This window comes from Streptantibioticus cattleyicolor NRRL 8057 = DSM 46488, from assembly GCF_000240165.1.
GTDB classification, from domain to species: Bacteria; Actinomycetota; Actinomycetes; order Streptomycetales; family Streptomycetaceae; genus Streptantibioticus; species Streptantibioticus cattleyicolor.
Genome location: NC_017586.1, coordinates 3,541,082 through 3,564,559, shown reverse-complemented (window position 1 = coordinate 3,564,559; position 23,478 = coordinate 3,541,082). Strand labels below are relative to the sequence as shown.

General features: G+C 72.1%; 20 protein-coding genes and 4 tRNA genes. 12 read left to right on the top strand and 12 right to left on the bottom strand.

What is annotated here, in order from left to right; genetic code table 11:
• Positions 1 to 41: 41 nt before the first annotated feature.
• Together SCATT_RS15870 and SCATT_RS35680 are read right to left on the bottom strand one after the other, a co-directional pair.
• Positions 42 to 2,228 (bottom strand): DEAD/DEAH box helicase, encoded by a 2,187-nt coding sequence (locus SCATT_RS15870; RefSeq protein ID WP_014628152.1) that lies wholly within the window; start codon positions 2,226 to 2,228, stop codon positions 42 to 44.
• 177 nt (positions 2,229 to 2,405) lie between these two features.
• Positions 2,406 to 2,912 (bottom strand): hypothetical protein, encoded by a 507-nt coding sequence (locus SCATT_RS35680; protein ID WP_050990284.1) that lies wholly within the window; start codon positions 2,910 to 2,912, stop codon positions 2,406 to 2,408.
• A gap of 263 nt (positions 2,913 to 3,175) precedes the next feature.
• Between SCATT_RS35680 and crcB (SCATT_RS15860) the strand changes: the two genes are divergently transcribed.
• The 7 genes from crcB (SCATT_RS15860) (at position 3,176) to SCATT_RS15830 (ending at position 5,130) form a co-directional block, all read left to right on the top strand.
• Positions 3,176 to 3,673, top strand: coding sequence for a fluoride efflux transporter CrcB (crcB, locus tag SCATT_RS15860; RefSeq protein WP_014144095.1), 498 nt, complete (start codon positions 3,176 to 3,178; stop codon positions 3,671 to 3,673).
• Positions 3,670 to 4,020, top strand: a complete 351-nt coding sequence (locus tag SCATT_RS15855) for a DUF190 domain-containing protein (RefSeq protein ID WP_014144094.1) — start codon at positions 3,670 to 3,672, stop codon at positions 4,018 to 4,020. The genes crcB (SCATT_RS15860) and SCATT_RS15855 overlap by 4 nt, the downstream gene beginning before the upstream one ends.
• A complete protein-coding gene (gene crcB / locus SCATT_RS15850) occupies positions 4,017 to 4,379 on the top strand; it encodes a fluoride efflux transporter CrcB (protein ID WP_014144093.1) in 363 nt (120 codons plus the stop codon). Before SCATT_RS15855 ends, crcB (SCATT_RS15850) begins: the two co-directional genes overlap by 4 nt.
• Before the next feature lie 31 nt (positions 4,380 to 4,410).
• Positions 4,411 to 4,752 carry a metallopeptidase family protein gene (locus SCATT_RS15845; protein ID WP_041824785.1) on the top strand — a complete coding sequence of 114 codons (342 nt, stop codon included), beginning with the start codon at positions 4,411 to 4,413 and terminating at the stop codon, positions 4,750 to 4,752.
• Between the two features lie 114 nt (positions 4,753 to 4,866).
• Positions 4,867 to 4,939 (top strand) — tRNA-Glu (locus tag SCATT_RS15840).
• 38 nt (positions 4,940 to 4,977) lie between these two features.
• Positions 4,978 to 5,052, top strand: a tRNA-Asp gene (locus SCATT_RS15835).
• A 4-nt stretch (positions 5,053 to 5,056) separates the two neighbouring features.
• Positions 5,057 to 5,130: transfer RNA gene (locus SCATT_RS15830), tRNA-Phe, on the top strand.
• A gap of 53 nt (positions 5,131 to 5,183) precedes the next feature.
• On the opposite strand, the gene SCATT_RS15825 is transcribed toward SCATT_RS15830, so the two are convergent.
• Complete coding sequence (locus tag SCATT_RS15825; RefSeq protein WP_014144091.1) at positions 5,184 to 6,269, bottom strand: ABC-2 transporter permease; 1,086 nt, start codon at positions 6,267 to 6,269, stop codon at positions 5,184 to 5,186.
• A 119-nt stretch (positions 6,270 to 6,388) separates the two neighbouring features.
• Here SCATT_RS15825 and hrpA point away from each other — a divergent pair, with 119 nt between their 5' ends.
• Positions 6,389 to 10,351 carry an ATP-dependent RNA helicase HrpA gene (gene hrpA / locus SCATT_RS15820; protein ID WP_014144090.1) on the top strand — a complete coding sequence of 1,321 codons (3,963 nt, stop codon included), beginning with the start codon at positions 6,389 to 6,391 and terminating at the stop codon, positions 10,349 to 10,351.
• Between the two features lie 106 nt (positions 10,352 to 10,457).
• Positions 10,458 to 10,532, top strand: a tRNA-Asp gene (locus SCATT_RS15815).
• A 68-nt stretch (positions 10,533 to 10,600) separates the two neighbouring features.
• On the opposite strand, the gene SCATT_RS15810 is transcribed toward SCATT_RS15815, so the two are convergent.
• A complete protein-coding gene (locus tag SCATT_RS15810) occupies positions 10,601 to 11,734 on the bottom strand; it encodes an IS30 family transposase (RefSeq protein ID WP_407696650.1) in 1,134 nt (377 codons plus the stop codon).
• A 358-nt stretch (positions 11,735 to 12,092) separates the two neighbouring features.
• On the opposite strand from SCATT_RS15810, the gene SCATT_RS39020 reads away from it, so the two are divergent.
• The gene (locus SCATT_RS39020; protein ID WP_014144088.1) at positions 12,093 to 12,257 is read left to right on the top strand and encodes a DUF6274 family protein; all 165 of its coding nucleotides are present in this window, start codon (positions 12,093 to 12,095) and stop codon (positions 12,255 to 12,257) included.
• 500 nt (positions 12,258 to 12,757) lie between these two features.
• Here the strand turns inward: SCATT_RS39020 and bldC are convergent, their stop codons facing one another.
• Both bldC and SCATT_RS15800 read right to left on the bottom strand, forming a co-directional pair.
• On the bottom strand, positions 12,758 to 12,964 hold the full coding sequence (gene bldC, locus SCATT_RS15805; RefSeq protein WP_014144087.1) for a developmental transcriptional regulator BldC: 207 nt from the start codon (positions 12,962 to 12,964) through the stop codon (positions 12,758 to 12,760).
• A gap of 573 nt (positions 12,965 to 13,537) precedes the next feature.
• Entirely contained in the window at positions 13,538 to 14,422 is an 885-nt protein-coding gene (locus SCATT_RS15800) for a hypothetical protein (protein ID WP_014144086.1), read from the bottom strand.
• Between the two features lie 264 nt (positions 14,423 to 14,686).
• Between SCATT_RS15800 and SCATT_RS15795 the strand changes: the two genes are divergently transcribed.
• Positions 14,687 to 15,826, top strand: coding sequence for a Leu/Phe/Val dehydrogenase (locus tag SCATT_RS15795; protein ID WP_014144085.1), 1,140 nt, complete (start codon positions 14,687 to 14,689; stop codon positions 15,824 to 15,826).
• Between the two features lie 310 nt (positions 15,827 to 16,136).
• Positions 16,137 to 16,388, top strand: coding sequence for a DUF3073 domain-containing protein (locus SCATT_RS15790; RefSeq protein WP_014144083.1), 252 nt, complete (start codon positions 16,137 to 16,139; stop codon positions 16,386 to 16,388).
• A 77-nt stretch (positions 16,389 to 16,465) separates the two neighbouring features.
• On the opposite strand, the gene purM is transcribed toward SCATT_RS15790, so the two are convergent.
• The 6 genes from purM to purS form a co-directional block, all read right to left on the bottom strand.
• Positions 16,466 to 17,539 carry a phosphoribosylformylglycinamidine cyclo-ligase gene (purM, locus tag SCATT_RS15785; protein WP_014144082.1) on the bottom strand — a complete coding sequence of 358 codons (1,074 nt, stop codon included), beginning with the start codon at positions 17,537 to 17,539 and terminating at the stop codon, positions 16,466 to 16,468.
• A 41-nt stretch (positions 17,540 to 17,580) separates the two neighbouring features.
• Positions 17,581 to 19,098: an amidophosphoribosyltransferase gene (purF, locus tag SCATT_RS15780; protein ID WP_014144081.1), complete on the bottom strand. Its 1,518-nt coding sequence runs from the start codon at positions 19,096 to 19,098 to the stop codon at positions 17,581 to 17,583.
• Between the two features lie 58 nt (positions 19,099 to 19,156).
• Positions 19,157 to 19,939, bottom strand: coding sequence for a sterol carrier family protein (locus SCATT_RS15775; RefSeq protein WP_014144080.1), 783 nt, complete (start codon positions 19,937 to 19,939; stop codon positions 19,157 to 19,159).
• Between the two features lie 79 nt (positions 19,940 to 20,018).
• Entirely contained in the window at positions 20,019 to 22,268 is a 2,250-nt protein-coding gene (gene purL / locus SCATT_RS15770) for a phosphoribosylformylglycinamidine synthase subunit PurL (RefSeq protein WP_014144079.1), read from the bottom strand.
• Complete coding sequence (purQ, locus tag SCATT_RS15765; RefSeq protein ID WP_014144078.1) at positions 22,265 to 23,020, bottom strand: phosphoribosylformylglycinamidine synthase subunit PurQ; 756 nt, start codon at positions 23,018 to 23,020, stop codon at positions 22,265 to 22,267. The genes purL and purQ overlap by 4 nt, the downstream gene beginning before the upstream one ends.
• The gene (gene purS, locus SCATT_RS15760) at positions 23,017 to 23,262 is read right to left on the bottom strand and encodes a phosphoribosylformylglycinamidine synthase subunit PurS (protein WP_014628150.1); all 246 of its coding nucleotides are present in this window, start codon (positions 23,260 to 23,262) and stop codon (positions 23,017 to 23,019) included. The genes purQ and purS overlap by 4 nt, the downstream gene beginning before the upstream one ends.
• Positions 23,263 to 23,478 lie beyond the last annotated feature (216 nt).

Sequence of the window (23,478 nt, the reverse complement as noted above, 5' to 3'; positions counted from 1 at the left end):
CGCCCGGCGCGAGGTGCGCCGGACGGGCCCGAAGGGTGGGATCAGCCGTTCCGCTTCCAGCGGGGCTTGTCGGCCCGCCGGTCGTGGCCACGGCTGCCCGGGCCGAACGAGGAGCCGCCCCGGTGGTCGTCGCGGCGGCCGTACGGACGGCGGTCCGCGTCCCGGTCCCGGCCGAAGGCCGGACGCTCGTCACGACGGTCACGGTTGAACGGACGGTCGCTGCCGCGGTGTTCACGCCGATCGCGGTTGAAGGACGGACGGTCGTCACGGCGCTCGCGGTCGAACGGACGGCGGTCGTCACGACGGTCGTCACGGCGGTCCCGGTCCCGGTCCCGGTTGAACGACGGGCGGTCGTCACGGCGGTCGCGGTCGAAGGGACGACGGTCGTCACGACGGTCACGGTCGAACGGACGGCGGTCGTCACGACGGTCGTCACGGCGGTCCCGGTCCCGGTCCCGGCTGAACGACGGGCGGTCGTCACGGCGGTCGCGGTCGAAGGGACGACGGTCGTCACGACGGTCACGGTCGAACGGGCGACGGTCGTCACGGCGGTCCCGGTCGTACGGACGGCGCTCGGGCCGGCGCTCGTACGACCCGCGCTCGCGCGGCTCGTCCGTGGTGCGGGACGGGGCGGCGGCGGGGGCGGCGACGGTCGCGGCCTCGGCGGAGACGGGCTCGGTGACGGCGGCGGGGGCCTCGTCGGCGGCCTGAGCGACCGGGGCGGCCGGGGCGTCCTGCGGGACCTCGCCGCGTTCGCGGGCGGCACGGGCGGTCAACCGGTCGGCCTCCTCGCGGAGTTCGGCCGCCTGCCGCTGAACGCGCTCCAGCTCTCGGGTGAGTTGGACCACCTCGCGCTCAGCCTGCTGGGCCGCGTTCACCGCCGCGTCCGCCTGCACCTCGGTGAGGGAGCGGGCGCCGGTGATCCGGGCCACGTCCTCGTCGAAGGCGCCGGCGCCGCCGACGACGTGCCGGCTCGCCTCGACGCCCGCGTCCTCCATCAGCCGGAAGATCTGCTTGCGCTGGTGCGGCAGGGCGAGGGAGACCACGGTGCCGCTGCGGCCGGCCCGCGCGGTGCGGCCCGAACGGTGCAGGTAGTCCTTGTGGTCGCCGGCCGGGTCCACGTTGAGCACCAGGTCGATGCCGTCCACGTGGATGCCTCGGGCGGCCACGTCGGTGGCGACCAGGACGTTGACGTACCCGTCCTTGAAGTCGGCCAGCGTGCGGGTGCGGGCGCCCTGCGTCATGCCGCCGTGCAGCGCGTCGGCCCGCACGCCCGCCTCGACGAGCTGCTGGGCGACCCGGTCGGCGCCCATCTGGGTGCGGACGAAGATGATGGTGCGCCCCTTGCGGGCCGCGATGGCCGCGGTGACCGGCGCCTTGTCCTTGGGCTTCACCACGAGCACGTGGTGGGTCATGGTGGTGACCGCGCCCGCCGACGGGTCCACCTCGTGGGTGACCGGGTCGACCAGGTACCGCTTGACCAGGGTGTCGATCTCGTTCTCCAGCGTGGCGGAGAACAGCAGCCGCTGGCCGCCCGGCGGGATCAGGTCGAGGATCTCGGTGACCTCGGGCAGGAAGCCCATGTCGGCCATCTGGTCGGCCTCGTCCAGCACCGCGATCTTCACCGCGTCGAGCGCGCAGGCGCCGCGGTCGATCAGGTCGCGCAGCCGGCCCGGGGTGGCCACCAGGATGTCCACGCCACGCTCCAGGGCGTAGATCTGGTTGGACATCGAGGTGCCGCCGCAGACCACCTTGAGCTTCAGGCCCAGGACGTCGCCGTACGGCTGGAGCGCGTCGGAGACCTGCATGGCCAGCTCGCGGGTGGGGGTGAGGATCACGCCGCGCGGGCGCTTGGCCTCGGTACGGCCGCCGGCCAGCGTGGTCAGCAGCGGCAGGCCGAACGAGAGCGTCTTGCCGGAGCCGGTACGGCCGCGGCCGAGGATGTCCTTGCCGGCCAGCGCGTCCGGGATGGTGGCGGCCTGGATCGGGAACGGGGTGGTCACGCCGTTCTGCGCGAGCTTGCGCACGACCTGCTCGGCCAGGCCGAGGTCGGCGAAGGTCACGGTGTCGGCGGCCGGGGCCTCGGGGGCCTCACCGTTGCCGCCGGTGGTGGTGTCGTCGGTGACGGGGGCGGTGGTCTCGTCGGTGACGACGGTCACGTCGGTCGTCACGTCGGTCGTCTCGTCGGTCACGGGCAGGCCGGAACGGTCGGCGATGTCAAAAGCCATGCTGAAGCTGAACCTCTCGGAGGACTGGGCACGCGCCAGCTCCGCGGATTCGCATACGACCGCCTCGATGCGGTCAGCCACAGGAGAAAAGGAACGCGCCACGCGGCGCTCTATGCGGCGCCGGGCAATGGGATCAAACGATCTACCAGGATACGCACCAGCCCCGAAAGCGCAAAATCACGCCGCTCCGGCGTGCGACTGCGCCTGTGGCTGGGCCGGCGACGGGGGCGCCTGGCTCGGGCTCGGCGGGGGCGGCGCGGGGGCGGTGGACGGTACGGGCGCGGGGGCCGAGGCGGGCGGCGGGGAGGCGGGCGGCGCGGGGCGGCCCGACTGGGGCGGGCGGGGCTCGGGACGGCGCGGGCCGGCCGGCGGGGCCGGCGGCGCGGAACGGCCGTCCCCGGCGTGGCCGGCGGCGGAGGCGGAGGGCGCGGGGTGGCCCGGCTGCGGCGCGGCTCCGGAGGCGGGCGCCCCCGGCAGCGTCCCGCGGCCCCGGAGCACGCCGCCCTGCGGCACCGTACGGTCCTTCACCGCGGCCGGGACCGCGCTCGCCGACCCCGACGGCCGCGGCGCCGCCGGCTCGGAGAACCGCATGCACCCCGTGGCCCCGGCGAGCACGAAGGCGATCGGCAGCGCGGCGACGGCACGGCGTACCCGCGCGTCCCGCCGGGAGTTTGGCTCGCTCACACCTTCCCAACGCCCCCGCCCCCGGTCAGGACACGCCCAGGCAGCGGTCGAACGCGCCGGGCCTCGGGGAGCCCCGTGCCGCCCGCCCCACTACAGTTGGGGGCAGCGGCGCTTCGGCCCGCGCGGCGGTGGGGCTCGCCGCGCAAGGAATCGCGGTCCTCACCGCCAACGGTCCCTACTTGTGACGGAACGTTCCCGCAACGCTGCCGTGGTCCAGGCCACGGGCGCACGGAGCGGCGGTACGAGTAGGAGGCGAGGCACGAGTGGACACGGCCGGAACGCACCTGACGGGCGGCTCGACCGGAGCCGGGGCCGGGGCGGGACCGCGCCCGGCGCCCGGGCCCCGGCGCCCTTCCCCGCTGCGCGGGCAGTCCGCGGTGGTCGCCGTCGTCTCGGTCGGCGGCGCGCTCGGCGCCTGCGCCCGGTACGGCGCCGGGCTGCTGTGGCCCACCGCGCCCGGTGCCTTCCCGTGGACCACGCTGGTGGTCAACGCGCTCGGCTGCGCGGTGATCGGCGTCTTCATGGTGGTGATCACCGAGGTGCGCCCGGCCCACCGCCTGGTGCGCCCGTTCTTCGGCACCGGCGTCCTCGGCGGCTTCACCACCTTCTCCACCTTCGCCGTGGACACCCAGCGCCTGCTGACCCACCATCAAGTGCGGGCGGCCGTGCTCTACCTGGCGGGCACCGTGACGGCGGCGCTGCTGGGCGTCGCCCTCGCCGCCGCCGCCACCCGGGGCGTGATGAGGGCGAGGATGCGATGAGGCCGACCGGTCCGGCACTGCGGGTGACGATCTTCATCGGGGAGAACGACACCTGGCACCACAAGCCGCTGCACAGCGAGATCGTGCACCGCGCGCACGCCGCCGGGCTGGCCGGCGCCTCGGTCTTCCGCGGCATCGAGGGGTTCGGCGCCTCCTCGCTGATCCACACCTCCCGGCTGCTGTCGCTCAGCGAGGACCTGCCGGTGGCCGTGGTGATCGTGGACACCGAGGAACGGGTGCGGGCCTTCCTGCCCCAGCTGGACGAGCTGGTCGCCGAGGGCCTGGTGATCCTGGACGACTGCGAGGTCGTCCGTTACGTCGGACGCGGCCCGAAGGAGCCCCGGTGAACTGGCTGCTGGTGATCGTCGGCGCGATGGTGGGCGCCCCGCTGCGCTACCTGACCGACCGGACGGTGCAGTCCCGCCACGACTCGCTCTTCCCGTGGGGCACCTTCACCGTCAACATGGCCGGCTGCCTGGTGCTGGGCCTGCTCACCGGCGCCGCCGCCGCGGGCGCCGCCTCCTCCCACCTCCAGCTGCTGCTGGGCACCGGGCTGTGCGGGGCGCTGACCACGTACTCCACGTTCTCGTACGAGACGCTGCGGCTGGCCAAGGAGGGCGCCGGGCGGTACGCGGTGGCCAACGTGGCGGGGAGCGTGGCGGTGGGGCTGGCGGCGGCGTTCGCCGGGGCGTGGCTGGCGGGCTGAGCCGCCGCGCGGGGACAATGACCGGGTGCAGATGTCACGCGAGGAGTTCGAGGAACTGGTCGGTGACGCGCTGGACCTGATCCCCGCGGAGCTGACCCGGATCATGGACAACGTGGCCGTCTTCGTGGAGGACGAGCCCGACCCGGCCACCCCGGAGCTGCTGGGGCTGTACGAGGGCATCCCGCTGACCGAACGCGGCGAGTGGTACGCCGGGGTGCTCCCCGACCGCATCACCGTCTACGCGGGGCCCACCCTGCGCCTGTGCCGCAACCGCGACGAGGCGGTGCACGAGGTGGCCACCACCGTGGTGCACGAGGTCGCCCACCACTTCGGCATCGAGGACCACCGGTTGCACGAGCTGGGCTGGGGGTGACCAGGGGCGGCCGTCCCGACGCGGGCGCGGACAACCGTTTTGGCGATACCCCCGCGCATCCCATATGCTTCTCACGTCCCCGACGGCGAGAAACACGCCATAGGCGGGCCATCAGCCCTCATCGTCTAGTGGCCCAGGACGCCGCCCTTTCAAGGCGGTAGCACGGGTTCGAATCCCGTTGGGGGCACGCACCACCATGTGCGAGACTAGGTTTCGCACAAGCTTGGTCCTGTGGAGCAGTTTGGAGTGCTCGCCACCCTGTCAAGGTGGAGGCCGCGGGTTCAAATCCCGTCAGGACCGCTGCGGCTGGGTAGCTCAGTTGGTACGAGCGATCGCCTGAAAAGCGATAGGTCGCCGGTTCGACCCCGGCCCCAGCCACCGCGCGACGAAGACCCCGCTCCGGCGGGGTCTTCGTCGTTCTCCGGCCCGGGTCACGCGGCGTGGGCGCGCAGCACCGTACGGCCGCCCGGGTGGCGGTGGCGCCAGACCCAGAAGACGGCGCAGGAGACCGCCGCCCATGCCAGCAGCACCCCGAACGGGAAGAAGTGCTGGTGTCCGCGGAAGTAGACGGCGGTGTGCTGGGCGTTGACCGAGGCACCCGGGGGCAGCCAGCGGCCGATCGTGCCCAGCGGCGAGGGCAGCAGCGGCCAGGAGACCGCGCCGCCCGAGGAGGGGTTGCCCAGCAGCACCATCAGTCCCCAGGTCGGCAGCATCGCCCAGCGTCCGATCAGGGTGTTGAACATGGTGAAGACCATCCCCGAGGTGAACATGGTCAGCGCCAGGATCAGCCACGACTCGGTGAACGGCAGCCGCAGCGCGCCGAGCACCCAGTCGACCACCGCGGCGATGGTGAACCCGCCGAGCAGCGCGTAGGCCACCGTGAAGGCGATCCGCTCGGCCGGGTTGAGCGCCTTGGCGTGCACGCTGAGCTGGATGGCGCCGACGAAGCCGAGGATCACCGCGGCGAGCGAGACGTAGAACAGCGCCAGGCCGCGCGGATCGCCCTGCTGCAACGGGATGACGTCCCGCACCGCGACCGTCACCCCGGTGGCCGCCCCGACCTTCGGCGCGGTCTCGGCGAGCAGTTGCGCCACCGAGGCCCCGGAGGCGCCGGCCACGTCCAGCTCGACGCCGGCCGGGCGGTTGCGCAGGATCGCGAACTCCCGTTGCTGCGCGAGCGCCTCCTGGGCCCGCCGGTAGGTGGGGTAGACGCGCAGTTGCAGCGAGGCGCCGAGCGCCTTCTCCATCCCCTGGACGAAGCGCAGATGGGCGCTGTCGGAGGCGGGCGCCCCGGCGATGGCGGTGGGGATGCGGTGCGGGGTGGGGTTGGCCATGGCGTAGGTGTAGGAGCCGGCGAAGAGCCCGGCCGCCGCGGCCACCAGCAGCGTCAGCACGGTGGCCGGGAGAAACGGGGACCGGCGGAAGGCGGCCCGGCGGTCGCGGAACGCGCGGCGCCGGGCGTGGGCCCCGTGCCGGTCCGCGCCGTCGGCGGCGCCTCCGTCCCGCTCCGCACTCATACGATCACCATACGTACGTGGCGCGGCTTCGCATCCCGTCCGCCCGGGGCGCCACCGCGCGGCGGGCGCGGAAAAGCTATTCGCCGCCGCCGTGCCGCAGGTGAGATCCTGGGGTCCGTATGTCCACTGCGCCTGCCCCCGCCCTGGCCGCCCTGCTGGCGCGCCTGTCCGAACTGACCCTGCTCGACCAGCAGCGTCTCGGCCGCCGCCTCGACGGCGTCCGCAAGGTCCGCAAGCCGGAAGCCCGCGCGGCGGTGCTCGCGGAGATCGACGAGCGGATCACCGAGGCCGAGCGCCGGATCGCGCTGCGCCGGGCCGCCGTGCCCGAGATCCGCTACCCCGAGTCGCTGCCGGTCAGCCAGAAGAAGGACGACATCCTCGCCGCCATCCGCGACCACCAGGTGGTCATCGTGGCGGGCGAGACCGGCTCCGGCAAGACCACCCAGATCCCCAAGATCTGCCTGGAGCTGGGGCGTGGCGTCAAGGGGCTGATCGGCCACACCCAGCCGCGCCGGATCGCCGCCCGCACCGTGGCCGAGCGGATCGCCGAGGAGCTGGGCACCCAGCTCGGCGACGTGGTGGGCTGGAAGGTCCGCTTCACCGACCAGGTGAGCGAGTCCACCCTGGTCAAGCTGATGACCGACGGCATCATGCTCGCCGAGATCCAGACCGACCGCGAGCTGCGCGCCTACGACACGATCATCATCGACGAGGCCCACGAGCGCAGCCTCAACATCGACTTCCTCCTCGGCTACCTGGCCCAGCTCCTCCCCCGCCGCCCGGACCTCAAGGTCGTCATCACCTCGGCCACCATCGACCCCGAGCGCTTCGCCCGGCACTTCGGCCGCTTCGCCGTCGTCGGCCCGGACGGCGGCGGTGGCGCCACCCCGCCCAGCGCCCCGATCGTCGAGGTCAGCGGGCGTACCTACCCGGTCGAGGTGCGCTACCGCCCGCTGCTGGAGGAGGGCTCCGAGGACCCCGACCGCGACCAGATCACCGCGATCTGCGACGCCGTCGACGAACTCCGGGCCGAGGGCCCCGGCGACATCCTGGTCTTCCTCTCCGGGGAACGGGAGATCCGGGACACCGCCGACGCGCTGGAGAAGAAGAAGCTGCCGTTCACCGAGGTGCTGCCGCTGTACGCGCGGCTGACCCACGCCGAGCAGCACCGGGTCTTCCAGCCCCACACCGGCCGCCGCATCGTGCTCGCCACCAACGTCGCCGAGACCTCGCTGACCGTCCCCGGCATCCGGTACGTCATCGACCCCGGCTTCGCCCGCATCTCCCGCTACAGCCACCGCACCAAGGTGCAGCGGCTGCCGATCGAACCGGTCAGCCAGGCCAGCGCCAACCAGCGCAAGGGCCGCTGCGGCCGGACCAGCGACGGCATCTGCGTCCGGCTGTACTCCGAGGACGACTTCCTGGCCCGCCCGGAGTTCACCGACGCCGAGATCCTGCGCACCAACCTGGCCTCGGTGATCCTCCAGATGACCGCGGCCGGCCTCGGCGACATCTCCCGCTTCCCGTTCATCGACCCGCCGGACAGCCGCAACATCAAGGACGGCGTCCAGCTCCTGGAGGAACTCGGCGCGCTCGACCCGAAGGAGAAGGACGCCCGCAAGCGGCTCACCCCGCTCGGCCGCAAGCTCGCCCAGCTCCCGGTCGACCCGCGGCTGGCCCGCATGGTGCTGGAGGCCGACCGCAACGGCTGCGTACGCGAGGTGATGGTGATCGCCGCGGCGCTCTCCATCCAGGACCCGCGCGAACGCCCCTCCGACAAGCAGCAGCAGGCCGACCAGCAGCACGCCCGCTTCAAGGACGAGAACAGCGACTTCCTCGCCTACCTCAACCTGTGGCGTTACCTGCGCGAGCAGCAGAAGGCGCTCTCCTCCTCCGCGTTCCGCCGGATGTGCCGCAGCGAGTACCTCAACTACCTGCGGATACGCGAATGGCAGGACATCTACAGCCAGTTGCGCACGGTCGTGAAGTCCATGGGCGTCCACATCAACGACGCCGACGCCGACCCGCAGCACATCCACACCGCGCTGCTGGCCGGGCTGTTGTCGCACGTGGGGCTCAAGGACACGGAGAAGAACGAGTACCTGGGCGCCCGCAGCGCGAAGTTCGCCGTCTTCCCCGGCTCCGCGCTCTTCAAGAAGCCGCCGCGCTGGATCATGTCGGCCGAGCTGGTGGAGACCTCCCGGCTGTGGGCCCGGGTCAACGCGCGCATCGAGCCGGAGTGGATCGAGCCGCTCGCCCAGCACCTGCTCAAGCGCACCTACAGCGAACCGCACTGGGAGCAGAAGCAGGCCGCCGTGATGGCCTACGAACGGGTCACCCTCTACGGCGTCCCGGTCGTCGCCCAGCGCAAGGTGAACTACGGCCGCATCGACCCCGAGGTCTCCCGCGACCTGTTCATCCGCAACGCCCTGGTCGAGGGCGACTGGCGCACCCACCACCAGTTCTTCCACGACAACCGCAAGCTCCTCCAGGAGGTCGAGGAGCTGGAGCACCGGGCGCGCCGCCGCGACATCCTGGTGGACGACGAGGCGCTCTTCGACTTCTACGACGAGCGCATCCCCGAACACGTCGTCTCCGGCGCCCACTTCGACTCGTGGTGGAAGCACAAGCGCCGGGAGGCCCCCGAGCTGCTCAACTTCGAGCAGTCGATGCTGATCAACGAATCGGCGGAGGCGGTCACCAAGGCCGACTACCCCGACTCCTGGCGGCAGGGCGCGCTGAAGTTCAAGGTGACCTACCAGTTCGAGCCGGGCGCGGACGCGGACGGGGTCACCGTGCACATCCCGCTCCAGGTGCTCAACCAGGTCACCCCGGACGGCTTCGACTGGCAGATCCCGGGGCTGCGGGAGGACCTGGTCACCGAGCTGATCCGGTCACTGCCCAAGCCGATCCGCCGCAACTACGTGCCGGCGCCCAACTTCGCCAGGGCGTTCCTGGACCGGGTGGCCGCCGGCCCCGAGCCGCTGACCACCGCGCTCGCCCGGGAGCTGCACCGGATGGGCGGCACCTCGGTGGCCCCGGAGGACTTCGACCGGTCCAAGGTCCCCGACCACCTCAAGCCCACCTTCCGGGTGGTCGACGAGCGCAAGCGCAAGATCGCCGAGGACAAGGACCTGGAGGCGCTCAAGCTGCGGCTCAAGCCCAGGACCCGGGAGGCGATCACCAAGGCCGCCGGATCGGTCGGCATCGAGCAGCGCGGCGGGCTCACCGCGTGGACCGTCGGCACGCTGCCGCGCACCTTCGAGGTACGCCGCGGCGGCCAGCCGGTCAAGGCGTACCCGGCGCTGGTGGACGAGGGCGCCTCGGTCGCCGTGCGCCTCTTCGACACCGCGATCGAGCAGTCCGAGGCGATGTGGCGCGGTACCCGGCGGCTGATCCTGCTCGGGTTGCCGTCGAATCCGGCCAAGTTCGCGCAGGACCGGATGGGCAACGCCGAGAAGCTGGCGCTCTCCCGCAGCCCGCACGGCAGCGTCCAGGCGCTCTTCGAGGACTGCCTGACCGCGGCGGCCGACCGGCTCATCGCGGCGCACGGCGGCCCGGCGTGGGACGAGGAGGGGTTCCGCAAGCTCTTCGACTCGGTGCGCGCCGACATCACCGACGCGACGCTGGAGACCGTCTCGGCGGTGCAGCGGGTGCTGGCGGCCTGGCACTCCTGCGAGCGCCGGCTGAAGGCCACCACGAGCCTGGTGCTGGTGCCCAACCTCACCGACGTCAAGGAGCAGTTGGCGGCGCTGATCCACCCCGGGTTCGTCACCGCCGCGGGGGTACGGCGCCTGCCGGACCTGCTGCGCTACCTGGTCGCGGCGGACCGCCGGCTCCAGCAGATGCCCTCCGGCGCGCAGCGGGACCGGGCGCGGATGGAGAAGGTCCACGAGATGCGGGACGAGTACGCGCAGCTGCTGGCCGCCTTCCCCGAGGGGCGCCCCGTCCCGGCCGAGGTGCGGGAGATCCGCTGGATGATCGAGGAGTTGCGGGTGAGCTACTTCGCCCACGCCCTGGGCACCGCCTACCCGGTCTCGGACAAGCGGATCCTCAAGGCGATCGACGCGGCCTGGCCGTGAGCGCCGGGCGTGCGTCGCGGGGTCCCCGGGGCGGGTTCGACCTGAGGGCCTGACCTGCTGTAGAGTCGTCCACGCAGCGCAAGGAGGGCCCCAAAGCCCCCCGCCTGGTCCTGTGGAGCAGTTTGGAGTGCTCGCCACCCTGTCAAGGTGGAGGCCGCGGGTTCAAATCCCGTCAGGACCGCACGTTGGTGAAGGCCCGGCATCCGGTGGGCGGTTTCTAGGGGTCGTCGCAACACGTGGTCGTGTTGATCAGGCCGCGAGCAGTTTATGCAGGCGCTCGGCTGGGGTTTCCCAGCCGAGCGTTTTGCGTGGGCGGCCGTTGAGTTCGGCAGCGACGGCGTCCAGGTGCTCGCGGGTGTGGACGGACAGGTCGGTGCCCTTGGGGAAGTACTGCCGCAGCAGGCCGTTGGTGTTCTCGTTGGAGCCGCGCTGCCAGGGGCTGGCCGGATCGCAGAAGTAGACCGGGATGTCGGTGGCGATGGTGAACGCGCCGTGCGCGGCCATCTCCGCGCCTTGGTCCCAGGTCAGCGAGCGCACCAGGTGGGCGGGCAGCGTCTGGACGGTGTCAGTCAGGGCGTCACGGACGTGCTCGGCGCTGCGGCCGTCGGGCAGGTGCAGGAGCATGACGTAGCGGGTGGCTCGTTCGACCAGGGTGCCGATGGCGGAGGCTCCGTCCTTGCCGATGATGAGGTCGCCCTCCCAGTGGCCGGGCACGGCCCGGTCTTCCGCCTCGGCGGGCCGTTCGCTGATCATCACCATGGGAGTGGAGAACCGCGGTTGGCGCTGCTGGGCCTGGCGGCGAGGCTTGCGCCGGGCGCGGCCGGTCCGCAGGGCGCGGGCCAGCTCGCGGCGCAGCTCTCCCCGGCCCTGGACATAGAGGGCCTGGTAGACCGTCTCGTGGACCACGTGCATCTCCGGCCGCTGGGGGAACTGTGCCCGCAGAGCCTGGCAGATCTGCTCGGGGCTCCACCGTAGATGCAGGCGATCCTGGATGAAGCGCCGCAGTTCGGGGTTCTGGCTGATCTTCCCCGGCTTGGGGCGGGGCCGGCGGGCATCGGCACGGGCCTGGGCTGCGTGTGGTCGGTACTGGCCGTTGCCCGGATGCCGGTTGCGGCGGATCTCGCGGCTGACGGTCGACGGGCTGCGGCCCAGCTCGGCCGCGATCGCCCGAACCGTGGCCTTCTCCCGCAGCCGGTCGGCGATGTAGATCCGGTCGTCCTCGCGCAGGTACCGGGACGGACCAGAAGGCGGCACCACCGCGTGGATCGGTGGCGCCGCCTTCTGCCGGCGGTCCGCGCTGCGGCCGTTCCGCCATCGCCGGCCGGTCTTCTCGTTGATACCGACGATCCGGCACGCCTCTTTGTTGCTCAGGCCCTGCTGCATGAGTTGGGAGTATGCCTCCCGCTCACGCAGCAGCTTCTTGGGCCCCTGAGCCACCGTCCGGATCTCCCGGATCTTGAAGTCCATCGCAGCATCCCCTGAACTGGGGTGTTGCGACGACCACTAGAACGGAAGGTGAGGATGCCGGGCCTTCGTCGTTCCCGGGTGGGCTCCGGGGGTCCAGGGTCCGGGGCCCCGCGGGGGGCACCGTGCGACGGGCGCACGCCGGGGTGTGCGGCGGGCGCGCTGGAACCGTGCACTCCGGACGCAGCGGGGCATACCCGTGGGTACCGTCTTGACGGGCGGGGCGCGGCCCCGGTACCCCTGGCACAACGGCCGAGCCGGAAGGCGGTGGGGCGAGGTGCCGGAGCGCGACAGGCATGAGACCCGGGCGCTGCTGCGCGCCCATCTGGCGGCCATAGCCGGACGCGGCCACCTGACCCGCCACTGCCCCGTCTGCCACCGTCTGCTGCGGCTGGCGATGGAGCCGCGCGACCCCAACACCCCACGCCCGGCGGGGACTTGAGGCGGCCGGACGTTCCGCGGCCCGGCGCCCCCGCGAGGCGCCAACCCCCTCTACCGCACGCCTACTTCGGGCGGCAAGAGTGATGCGTGTGACGGGAGTCACCCAAAATATTGGCAGGCCGGTGGAACTTCCGCCCTTGCCAGGGGGCCTCAATTTAATATGTGCAATTGCACCGCCGCTCCCATACCCCCCGGAACACCCCGGCGGGCGGCACGGCCGGACACCTCCGCACATGAACGCACAACGGCCCCTCGGGCCTTGAGGGGCCGTCGGGGCCGTGCGGGGGGCCTGGAAGGGCACACAGGGCCGTCTGCGGGGCCCTCGCGGGGCCCGTGTGGGCGGACCCGGCAGCCGTTCCGGGCAATGAAAATCGCGCCGGACCCGGCGGAGTCCGACGCGATCTGCCACAGCCCCCGACCGGAGCGGGGGGCTGGAAGTGTTGCGGGAAAAGGGGCGGAACCGGGCTGGGGGACCCGGAATCACCCGTAGGACGAGGTCGTTCAGCTCTCCGCGCGCTGCTGCGGGATGCCCGCGAGCAGGGCACGAACCTCCGCCTCGCGGTAGCGGCGGTGGCCACCGAGGGTGCGGATGGACGTGAGCTTGCCGGCCTTGGCCCAGCGCGTGACGGTCTTCGGGTCCACGCGGAACATGGTGGCGACCTCAGCGGGGGTCAGCAGCGGCTCGGCATCAGGGGTGCGAGCGGTCATGAGCGGCCTCCTCGGGAGAACCGAACCATCACGGTTCTTTCCTCTAAATTCTGCACCTTGACCCGCGTTGCCCGAAATGGCGGACGCGAGCCGAGTCGGTAATAGGACGAACGGCTTGTCCTCGGCACTACAACTACACCATCCGTCCAGCCGCGTCGGCCAAACCGATGGAATTGCCCTCTCAGGTGTTCAAGCTCGACGGAAGCCGATGGACCGTGTCATAACGGACAGTCACGCAGGCGTGACGATCAGTCACAGACCGATCACGCGACCCCAGACGCCTCAAGAGCAGCAATGTCGGGCATTCCGCCCCACCTCGGGCGGAACGAGCCATTCCTGGACCCGTTGTCCTATTTTGACACGAGCAATGGCTATAAGGGCAAGAGTCCGGAAACGTGCTCTGCGTCACGCTTGACACGTTGGCCTGGATAGTGGCCAAGGTTCTGGCCTGGGCATCAGCGTTCGGTAAGGGTACTCATACGCGGCGCGCGGTCCGGCCGGCCATCCGCACCGTGGACGGCCCACCGACCGGTGGCCGGAATGCATCGGTGGCGCGAGATTGGCTCGATCGTGTCAGTTGGCGAACTGGAGTTCCCGCACCCGGCGCCAGCGCTCGGTGAGCCGCCCGTACGCCTCCCCGGCCCGGGCGCCGTCGCCCTCCCGCAGCGCCGCCACGCCCTCGGCGACCTCCGCGGCGCTGTGGTCCGCCGCCAGCCCGCCCTCCGGGATCACATGGACCAGGCCGCCGTAGTCCAGCTCCACCAGCGACCGGGGGTGGAACTCCTCCAGCCAGCGCCCGACGTCCACCAGGCCGTCGATGAGCGGCCCCTCCTCCAGGGTGTCCCGCAGCACCCGCAGGGTGCGCGCCACCCGTCGGCGGGCCTGCACCATCGCCGTGCGGTACCGCATCACCGGCTCGGTACGCCGCTTGCGATCGCCTTCACTGGAGGAATCCTCCACCGCGACCGGTCCCCCGGGCTCGAACACCCGCTCGGAGTCGTCGAAGAGCGCGAACCACCGCACCGGCACGTGCCAGGTCGCGGTGCGGATCCACGGCCGGTCGTCCGGGTGCGCGGCCCGCCACTGCTCGAAGTCGGCCTCCGCCTGCCGGCGCACCACCGGCGGCAGCACCGCGTCCAGCACCGGCGCCGGGAACTCCTCGGCCAGCCGCTCCAGCGCCAGCCAGCCGCGCAACCGGGTACGCCACGGGCAGATGTGCGTGACGTCGTCCACCACCGCCACGAAGGCGTCCCGGCTCTCGTGCACCGGCACCGCCACCGGCGGCACCGGCAGCAGCCCGGCGAGCGACTGCCGCAGCTCGTCCTGGGCGGTCGGGGCCGCGCCGGCCGCCGCGTACCGCTTCCAGTGCGTGCGCTCGGGCTCGGGGAAGGCCGACAACGGCTCGTAGACGCGCAGGTACGCCGTGTACGGGACCACCACCGAAGCCAAGACCGACACCCGCTCCCTCGTGCTCCCGCCGGCGCGTGCCCCTCCTCGCCCGCCCAGCGGGCGCGTCGGCCCATCGCTCCGTCGCCGCCTGTACGCGCATCGTCCCACGCCGCCGCGGTGTGCGTCTGCCGCCCCCGGTCACCGGACGATGTCACCCACAAGGTACTGATCCACGACACGCCGTGGTTCGCGGGCACCGCTGGCTCTACGCTTTCGTCATCGAGCCCTCCCCACCCATCCGGAGGGTCACCACCGACCTCGGGAGTCACCACCGTGACCGACGTACGTCAGACGAACTCCGTGGTCTCCAAGCTGTTCCGATCGGAACAGGGGGGACACGAGCAGGTCGTGCTCTGCCAGGACCGCTCCACCGGCCTGAAGGCCGTGATCGCCATCCACTCCACCGCCCTGGGCCCCGCGCTCGGCGGCACCCGCTTCTTCCCCTACGCCTCCGAGGACGAGGCCGTGGAGGACGCCCTCAACCTCGCCCGCGGCATGAGCTACAAGAACGCCCTCGCCGGCCTGGACCACGGCGGCGGCAAGGCCGTCATCATCGGCGACCCGGTCAGCGACAAGACCGACGAACTGCTGCGCGCCTACGGCCGTTTCGTCGCCTCCCTCGGCGGCCGGTACGTCACCGCCTGCGACGTCGGCACCTACGTCGCCGACATGGACGTGGTCGCCACCGAGAACCGCTGGACCACCGGGCGTTCGGTGGCCGGCGGCGGCGCCGGCGACTCCTCGGTGCTCACCGCGTTCGGCGTCTTCCAGGGCATGCGGGCCAGCGCCGCCACCCGCTGGGGGGAGCCCACCCTCAGCGGTCGCCGGGTCGGCGTCGCCGGGGTCGGCAAGGTCGGCCACCACCTGGTGGAGCACCTGCTGGCGGACGGCGCCCGGGTGGTCGTCACCGACGTGCGCGCCGAGGCCGTGGCCGCGATCCGCGAGCGCCACCCCGAGGTCGAGGCGGTCGCCGACACCACCGCCCTGATCCGCGCCGGCCTCGACGTGTACGCGCCCTGCGCCCTCGGCGGCGCCCTCGACGACGAGACCGTCCCGCAGCTGACCGCCTCGGTGGTCTGCGGTGCCGCCAACAACCAGCTCGCCCACCCCGGGGTGGAGAAGGACCTCGCCGATCGCGGCATCCTCTACGCCCCCGACTACGTGGTCAACGCCGGCGGGGTGATCCAGGTCGCCGACGAGCTGCACGGCTTCGACTTCGAGCGCGCCAAGGCGAAGGCGGCCCGGATCTACGACACCACCCTGGCCATTTTCGAACGGGCCGCGGCCGACGGCGTGCCCCCCGCGGTCGCCGCCGACCGGCTGGCCGAAACGCGCATGGCCGAGCGCACCCCGGCGCAATCGTGGCTGGCCGCGGGGGGTGTGCAGGACGGTCCGGCGGCGCTGGCCGGCTGAGGGTCGGCCGTCCGGGGGACCGTGGTGGCGGTCCGTGCCCGCGCCGTGCACCCGGCGAAGTGCGACCCGTACCACGCCCCGGCGGCGATCCGTGCACAGAAGAAGGTAAAATCAGGGCTGACCAGCTAGGACGGGGGCGTTTACGGCCCCTGCTTCGACGCGCGTCGTGCGGGCGGCGTACCGTGCGGCCACAGAAGCAGGTACCGTTGAAGCCCTACGGACCGGTCTTCGGTGGTTGAAGACCGTTCCACTTCATGAACGCGTGTCAAGACTCGGGGCCGTTGAGCCCCGCCGTTGAGGGGGTCGAGCCATGGGGCGCGGCCGGGCCAAGGCCAAGCAGACAAAGGTCGCCCGCCAGCTGAAGTACAACAGCGGCGGTACTGATCTTGCACGTCTGGCCGAGGAGCTGGGCGCATCGTCGACGCAGCCGGCGAAGCCGGAGCACGTGGAAGACGATGAGCTGAACGACGACCCGTACGCACGGTACGCGGATCTCTACAACGACGAGGACGACGAGGACGAGGAGAGCCAGCACCACTCTTCGCAACGTCGTCGCGCTTGACGCTTCCGTCTTTCACCGCGTCTCGCTCACCCGGTCCGGGGCCTGCCCGGACCGGGTTTCGTCGTGCGTGCCCCCGGTTACCCGGCGTACCCCCCGGTCAGCGTCACGGCCTCGGCGCGGTCGCCGCGGTCGGTGATCTCACCGGCCACCCAGGCGCCCACCCCGCGGTCGGCCAGCGTGGTCAGCGCCGCGTCCACCGAACCGGTGGGCACCACCGCGATCATGCCGACGCCCATGTTGAGGGTCTTCTCCAGCTCCGGCCGGCTGACCTCGCCGAGCGAGCCGACCAGGCCGAAGACCGGGGCCGGCGCCCAGCTGCCGCGGTCCACCGTGGCGTGCAGGTGGTCCGGGATCACCCGGGCGAGGTTGTTGGCGAGTCCGCCGCCGGTGATGTGCGCGAAGGCGTGCACCTCGGTGGTGCGGGTGAGCGCCAGGCAGTCCAGCGCGTAGATCCGGGTCGGCTCCAGCAGTTCCTCGCCGAGGGTGCGGCCCAGCTCCGGTACCTCGCGGTCGAGCGCCCAGCCGGCCCGGTCGAAGACCACGTGCCGCACGAGCGAGTACCCGTTCGAGTGAAGTCCGGAGGACTCCATGGCGATCACCACGTCACCAGTACGGATGAGGTCGGCACCGAGCAGCCGGTCGGCCTCGACCACGCCGGTGCCCGCCCCGGCCACGTCGAACTCCTCCGGGCCGAGCAGCCCCGGGTGCTCCGCCGTCTCGCCGCCCACCAGCGCGCAGCCGGCCAGCGAGCACCCCTCGGCGATGCCCTTGACGATGGCGGCCACCCGCTCCGGGTGGACCTTGCCGACGCACACGTAGTCGGTCATGAACAGCGGCTCGGCGCCGCACACCACCAGGTCGTCCACGACCATGCCGACCAGGTCGTGGCCGATGGTGTCGTAGACCCCCATCCGGCGGGCGACGTCGACCTTGGTGCCCACCCCGTCGGTGGCGGAGGCCAGCAGCGGACGCTGGTAGCGCTTGAGCGCCGAGGCGTCGAAGAGACCGGCGAAGCCGCCCAGGCCGCCGACGACCTCGGGGCGGGTGGCCTTGGCCACCCACTCCTTCATCAGCTCGACGGCGTGGTCGCCCGCCTCGATGTCGACACCCGCCGCGGCATAGCTCGCACCGGTGCTCGTGGTCTCAGACATGGCTGGGATCTTTCGGTAGTGATGTACGACAGCGCGCGGGGTTACGGGCGGCGCAGCGCGTTGGCCGCGTCCGGACCGCCGGCCAGTTCGGTCTCCAGCAACTGCTTGCCCAGCAGCTCCGGGTCGGGCAGTTCCATCGGGTATTCGCCGTCGAAGCAGGCCCGGCACAGGTCGGGCTTGGCGATCGTGGTCGCCTCCACCATGCCGTCGATGGAGATGTAGGCCAGCGAGTCGGCGCCGAGCGACTTGCCGATCTCCTCGACCGACATCCCGTTGGCGATCAGCTCGGCCCGGGTGGCGAAGTCGATGCCGAAGAAGCACGGCCACTTCACCGGCGGCGAGGAGATCCGCACGTGCACCTCGGCGGCGCCGGCCTCGCGGAGCATCCGCACCAGGGCGCGCTGGGTGTTGCCGCGGACGATGGAGTCGTCCACCACCACCAGCCGCTTGCCGCGGATGACCTCCTTGAGCGGGTTGAGCTTGAGCCGGATGCCGAGCTGCCGGATGGTCTGCGAGGGCTGGATGAAGGTCCGGCCGACGTAGGAGTTCTTCACCAGGCCGGAGCCGTACGGGATGCCGCTGGCCTCCGCGTAGCCGACGGCGGCCGGGGTGCCGGACTCCGGGGTGGGTATCACCAGGTCGGCGTCGGCGGGGGCCTCCTTGGCCAGCCGGCGGCCCATCTCGACCCGGGAGAGGTAGACGTTGCGCCCCGCGATGTCGGTGTCCGGGCGGGCCAGGTACACGTACTCGAAGACGCAGCCCTTGGGGCGGGCCTCGGCGAACCGGGAGGTGCGCAGGCCGTTCTCGTCGACGGCGATCAGCTCGCCGGGCTCGATCTCCCGGACGAACGAGGCGCCGACGATGTCGAGCGCGGCGGTCTCGGAGGCGACCACCCAGCCGCGTTCCAGCCGGCCCAGCACCAGCGGCCGGATGCCCTGCGGGTCACGCGCCGCGTAGAGCGTGTGCTCGTCCATGAAGACCAGGCAGAAGGCCCCCTTGACCTGCGGGAGCACCCGCGCCGCGGCCTCCTCGACGGAGAGCGGCTTGCCGTCCTCGTCGGCCTGGCCGGCCAGCAGCGCGGTCACCAGGTCGGTGTCGTTGGTGGCCGCCACGTTGGTGGCCCGGCCGTCGCCCTGCGGGAGGGCCGCGACCAGCTCGGCCAGTTCCGCGGTGTTGACCAGGTTGCCGTTGTGGCCCAGCGCGATGGAGCCGTTCGCGGTCGCCCGGAAGGTGGGCTGGGCGTTCTCCCACACCGAGGCACCGGTGGTGGAGTAGCGGGCATGGCCCACCGCGATGTGGCCCTGGAGGGAGCTGAGCGAGGTCTCGTCGAAGACCTGGGAGACCAGTCCCATGTCCTTGAAGACCAGAATCTGGGAGCCGTTGCTCACTGCGATGCCCGCGGACTCCTGTCCGCGGTGCTGCAGGGCGTACAGCCCGAAGTAGGTGAGCTTGGCGACCTCTTCACCCGGAGCCCAGACACCGAAGACACCGCAAGCGTCCTGGGGGCCCTTCTCGCCGGGAAGGAGATCGTGGTTGAGTCGTCCGTCGCCACGTGGCACGAGTACGAGTCTACTGGCCCCGCCGGTGCCCCCGGCCCCAGGTGCGTGGTGGCAGCGGTCACGTGAGAAGCGGCAGGAAACCGGACAGATCCGCGCGTTCGCCACTGGCGCTGATCGCCGCCCGCTCGCAGGCCGCCGCCCAGCTCTCCCGTCCGGTCGCCACCCGCAGCCAGGTCAGCGGGTCGGTCTCCACCACGTTCGGCGGGGTGCCACGGGTGTGCCGGGGCCCGGGAACGGCCTGTACGGCGGCGAACGGCGGCACCCGCAGCTCCACGGAGTTGCCCGGGGCGCGGGCGGCCAGCGCGTCGGCCAGCAGCCGTACGGCGGCGGCCAGCGCCTGCCGGTCCGGCGGCACGTCGACGCCGGTGGCCCGGGCCAGGTCGTCGCCGTGGACGACGAGTTCGAGCAGCCGGGTCACGGTGAGGTCCAGGGCGCGCACGGCGCCGCCGGGGTGGGGGACGATCCGGTCGGCGCGCACCGCCTCGTCCAGCACCGGCTCCAGCCGGGCGGCGGCGGCCTCGACGGCGGCCACCGGGTCGGCCGTGCGCGCGGCGGAACCCGCCGGGGCCGGCGGCGAGGCGGGCAGGCCGGTGACGTCGGTGACGGGGGTGCCGGGCGGCGGCGCGGGCAGCGCCAGCGCGGCCGGCACGGCGTCGATCTGCGCCGCGAGGTGCGCCAGCAGGTCGCGCACGTCCCAGCCGGGCAGGCCGCAGGGCGCGTCGAGCTGCCCGGGGGTGAGCCCGCGGGCCGCCGTGAGCACCGCAGCGGTCTGCGCGGTCAGCGCCCCCCGGGTCCGCCGCGGATCGTACGAACGCGCCTTGCGCCGAGCCGTCGTCGCCATGCCGCCGACCTTACCGACGCGCCACGGCCCCGTACCCCGGCGCGTGCGCGTGGGGTACGGGGCCGTGGCGGCCGTGGCCTTACGCCAGCAGCGCCGGGACGGTGGCCTCGTGGGCCTGGCGCAGCTCGGCCAGCGGGATGGCGAACTGGCCCTGCACGTCGAGGGTGTCGCCGTCCACCACGCCGATCCGGGCGGCCGGCAGCCCGCGCGCGGCGCACATGTCGGTGAAGCGCAGCTCCTCGCTGCGCGGCACGGCGACCACCGCCCGCCCCGCCGACTCCGAGAAGAGCGTCACGAACGGGTCGGCGCCCTCCGGGAGCACGATCCGGGCGCCCTTGCCGCCCTTGAGGCACGACTCGGCCAGCGCCTGCACCAGCCCGCCGTCGGACAGGTCGTGGGCGGCGTCGATCATGCCGTCCCGGGAGCCGGAGATGAGGATCTCGGCGAGCAGCTTCTCCCGCTCCAGGTCCACCGCCGGCGGCAGCCCGCCGAGGTGGCCGTGGGCGACCTGGGCCCAGGCCGAGCCGCCGAGTTCGTCGCGGGTCTCGCCGAGCAGGTAGATCAGCTGCCCCTCCTCGGCGAAGGCGACCGGGGTGCGCCGGGTGACGTCGTCGATCACCCCGAGCACCGCCACCACCGGCGTCGGGTGGATGGCCGTCTCGCCGGTCTGGTTGTACAGCGAGACGTTGCCCCCGGTGACCGGGGTGCCCAGCGCCTGGCAGCCGTCCGCGAGCCCCCGGGTGGCCTCGGCGAACTGCCACATCACCGCCGGGTCCTCCGGCGAGCCGAAGTTGAGGCAGTCGGAGACCGCCAGCGGCCGGGCCCCGGTGGCGGCGACGTTGCGGTACGCCTCCGCCAGCGCGAGCTGCGCGCCGGTGTACGGGTCGAGCTTGGCGTACCGGCCGTTGCCGTCGGTGGCCACCGCCACGCCGAGGTTGGTCTCCTCGTCGATGCGGACCATGCCGGCGTCCTCGGGCTGGGCGAGGACGGTGTTGCCGAGCACGAAGCGGTCGTACTGGTCGGTGATCCAGGACTTGGACGCCTGGTTGGGCGAGGAGATCAACTCCAGTACGGCGGCGCGCAGTTCGTCCCCGGTGGCCGGACGCGCAAGCTTCGCCGGGTCGTCCGCCTGGAGGTCGTCCTGCCAGCTCGGGCGCTGGTAGGGCCGGTGGTAGACCGGGCCCTCGTGGGCGACGGTGCGCGGCGGGACGTCCACGATCTGCTCGCCGTGCCAGTAGATCTCCAGCCGGTCGCCGTCGGTGACCTCACCGATGACGGTGGCGATGACGTCCCACTTCTCGCAGATCTCCAGGAAGCGGTCGACGTTCTCCGGCGCCACGACGGCGCACATCCGCTCCTGCGACTCACTCATCAGGATCTCCTCGGGGGAGAGCGAGGAGTCGCGCAGCGGCACCCGGTCCAGCTCGACGCGCATGCCGCCGGAGCCGGCCGAGGCCAGCTCGCTGGTGGCGCAGGACAGCCCGGCCCCGCCGAGGTCCTGGATGCCCACCACCAGCTTCTCGGCGAAGATCTCCAGGGTGCACTCGATGAGCAGCTTCTCCTGGAACGGGTCGCCGACCTGCACCGCGGGGCGCTTGGCCGGGCCGCTGTCGGAGAAGGTCTCGGAGGCGAGCACCGAGACGCCGCCGATGCCGTCGCCGCCGGTGCGGGCGCCGTACAGGATCACCTTGTTGCCCGGTCCCGACGCCTTGGCCAGGTGGATGTCCTCGTGCCGCATCACGCCCACGCAGAGCGCGTTGACCAGCGGGTTGCCCTGGTAGCAGGGGTCGAAGACCACTTCGCCGCCGATGTTGGGCAGGCCCAGGCAGTTGCCGTAGCCGCCGATGCCGGCCACCACGCCGGGCAGCACCCGCTTGGTGTCGGGGTGGTCGGCGGCGCCGAACCGCAGCGGGTCCATCACGGCCACCGGACGGGCGCCCATCGCCAGGATGTCACGGACGATGCCGCCCACCCCGGTGGCCGCGCCCTGGTACGGCTCGATGTAGGAGGGGTGGTTGTGCGACTCGACCTTGAAGGTGACCGCGTACCCCTGGCCGACGTCGACCACGCCGGCGTTCTCGCCGATGCCCACCAGCATGGCCGAGCTGTCCGGCGCCTTCTCGCCGAACTGCTTCAGGTGCACCTTGCTGGACTTGTACGAGCAGTGCTCGGACCACATCACCGAGTACATGGCGAGTTCGGCACCGGTGGGCCGGCGGCCCAGGATGTCCACGATGCGCTCGTACTCGTCCGGCTTGAGCCCGAGTTCGGCCCAGGGCAGCGCGGTGTCCGGGGTCTGGGCTGCGTGCTTGGTGGTGTCCAGGGTCATGCGCTGACCAGCTTCCTCAGGATCGAGGTGAAGAACCCGAGGCCGTCGGTGCCGCCGGTGCCGACCAGCGGTTCCACGGCGTGCTCGGGGTGGGGCATGAGGCCGACGACGTTGCCCGCCTCGTTGGTGATGCCGGCGATGTCGTCGAGCGAGCCGTTGGGGTTGCCGTACCCGTCGGCGGGGTCGCCGTCGGTGAGGTAGCGGAAGACCACCCGGCCCTCGGCCTCCAGCTCCTCCAGGGTGCGCCGGTCGGCGGTGTAGCGGCCGTCGATGTTCTTCAGCGGGATGCGGATCTCCTGGCCCGCGGTGAACTCGGAGGTCCAGGCGGTCTCCGCGTTCTCCACCCGCAGCCTCTGGTCGCGGCAGACGAAGTGCAGGTGGTTGTTGCGCAGCATCGCGCCGGGCAGCAGGTGACTCTCGGTGAGCACCTGGAAGCCGTTGCAGATGCCGAGTACCGGCAGCCCCTCACGGGCGCCCTCGATGACCTTCTCCATGATCGGCGAGAACCGGGAGATGGCCCCGGCCCGCAGGTAGTCGCCGTAGGAGAAGCCGCCGGGCAGGATCACCGCGTCGACCTGCCGCAGGTCCTTCTCCCGGTGCCACAGCGGCACCGGTTCGGCACCCGCGACCCGGACCGCCCGCAGCGCGTCCCGGTCGTCCAGGGTGCCGGGGAAGGTGACGACACCGATCCGCTTGGCACCGCGGCCCGTAGGGCCTCCGTCGAGGGTGGTGGCGGGCGACGGGTGGGTCACGATTCGACCCTTACGACGAAGTCCTCGATCACGGTGTTGGCGAGGAACGTTTCGGCCAACGCGTGGATGCGGGCCAGGGCGTCGTCGTCGACCGCCCCTTCCACTTCGAGTTCGAAGCGCTTGCCCTGACGAACGTCGGAGATCCCCTCGAAGCCCAGGCGCGGAAGCGCGCGCTGCACCGCTTGGCCCTGGGGGTCGAGGATCTCCGGCTTGAGCATGACGTCGACTACGACGCGTGCCACTGGCACTCCCGGTGGTGTGGTGCGTGAGGTGCCTTCAGCGTACCCGGCCGGAGAATCTACGCGCATAGATATGCCGGTCACCCCATCACGGTTATGCATCGACCGGGCTAACCTGCCAGGAAAAACGCGAGGAAAACCTCAAGGTTCCGATTACGTTCCGGCACCGTTGGGAAATAACTCACGGTCGCGGCCTGTAATCGTTCTCCCGAAGAAATA

Coding starts and splice junctions, on each gene's coding strand:
- SCATT_RS15870 (WP_014628152.1), bottom strand. CDS start 2,228: ATGGCTTTTGACATCGCCGACCGTTCCGGCCTGCCCGTGACCGACGAG.
- SCATT_RS15855 (WP_014144094.1), top strand. CDS start 3,670: ATGAGGCCGACCGGTCCGGCACTGCGGGTGACGATCTTCATCGGGGAG.
- SCATT_RS15845 (WP_041824785.1), top strand. CDS start 4,411: ATGTCACGCGAGGAGTTCGAGGAACTGGTCGGTGACGCGCTGGACCTG.
- SCATT_RS15825 (WP_014144091.1), bottom strand. CDS start 6,269: ATGAGTGCGGAGCGGGACGGAGGCGCCGCCGACGGCGCGGACCGGCAC.
- hrpA (WP_014144090.1), top strand. CDS start 6,389: ATGTCCACTGCGCCTGCCCCCGCCCTGGCCGCCCTGCTGGCGCGCCTG.
- SCATT_RS15810 (WP_407696650.1), bottom strand. CDS start 11,734: ATGCAGCAGGGCCTGAGCAACAAAGAGGCGTGCCGGATCGTCGGTATC.
- bldC (WP_014144087.1), bottom strand. CDS start 12,964: ATGACCGCTCGCACCCCTGATGCCGAGCCGCTGCTGACCCCCGCTGAG.
- SCATT_RS15790 (WP_014144083.1), top strand. CDS start 16,137: ATGGGGCGCGGCCGGGCCAAGGCCAAGCAGACAAAGGTCGCCCGCCAG.
- purM (WP_014144082.1), bottom strand. CDS start 17,539: ATGTCTGAGACCACGAGCACCGGTGCGAGCTATGCCGCGGCGGGTGTC.
- SCATT_RS15775 (WP_014144080.1), bottom strand. CDS start 19,939: ATGGCGACGACGGCTCGGCGCAAGGCGCGTTCGTACGATCCGCGGCGG.
- purL (WP_014144079.1), bottom strand. CDS start 22,268: ATGACCCTGGACACCACCAAGCACGCAGCCCAGACCCCGGACACCGCG.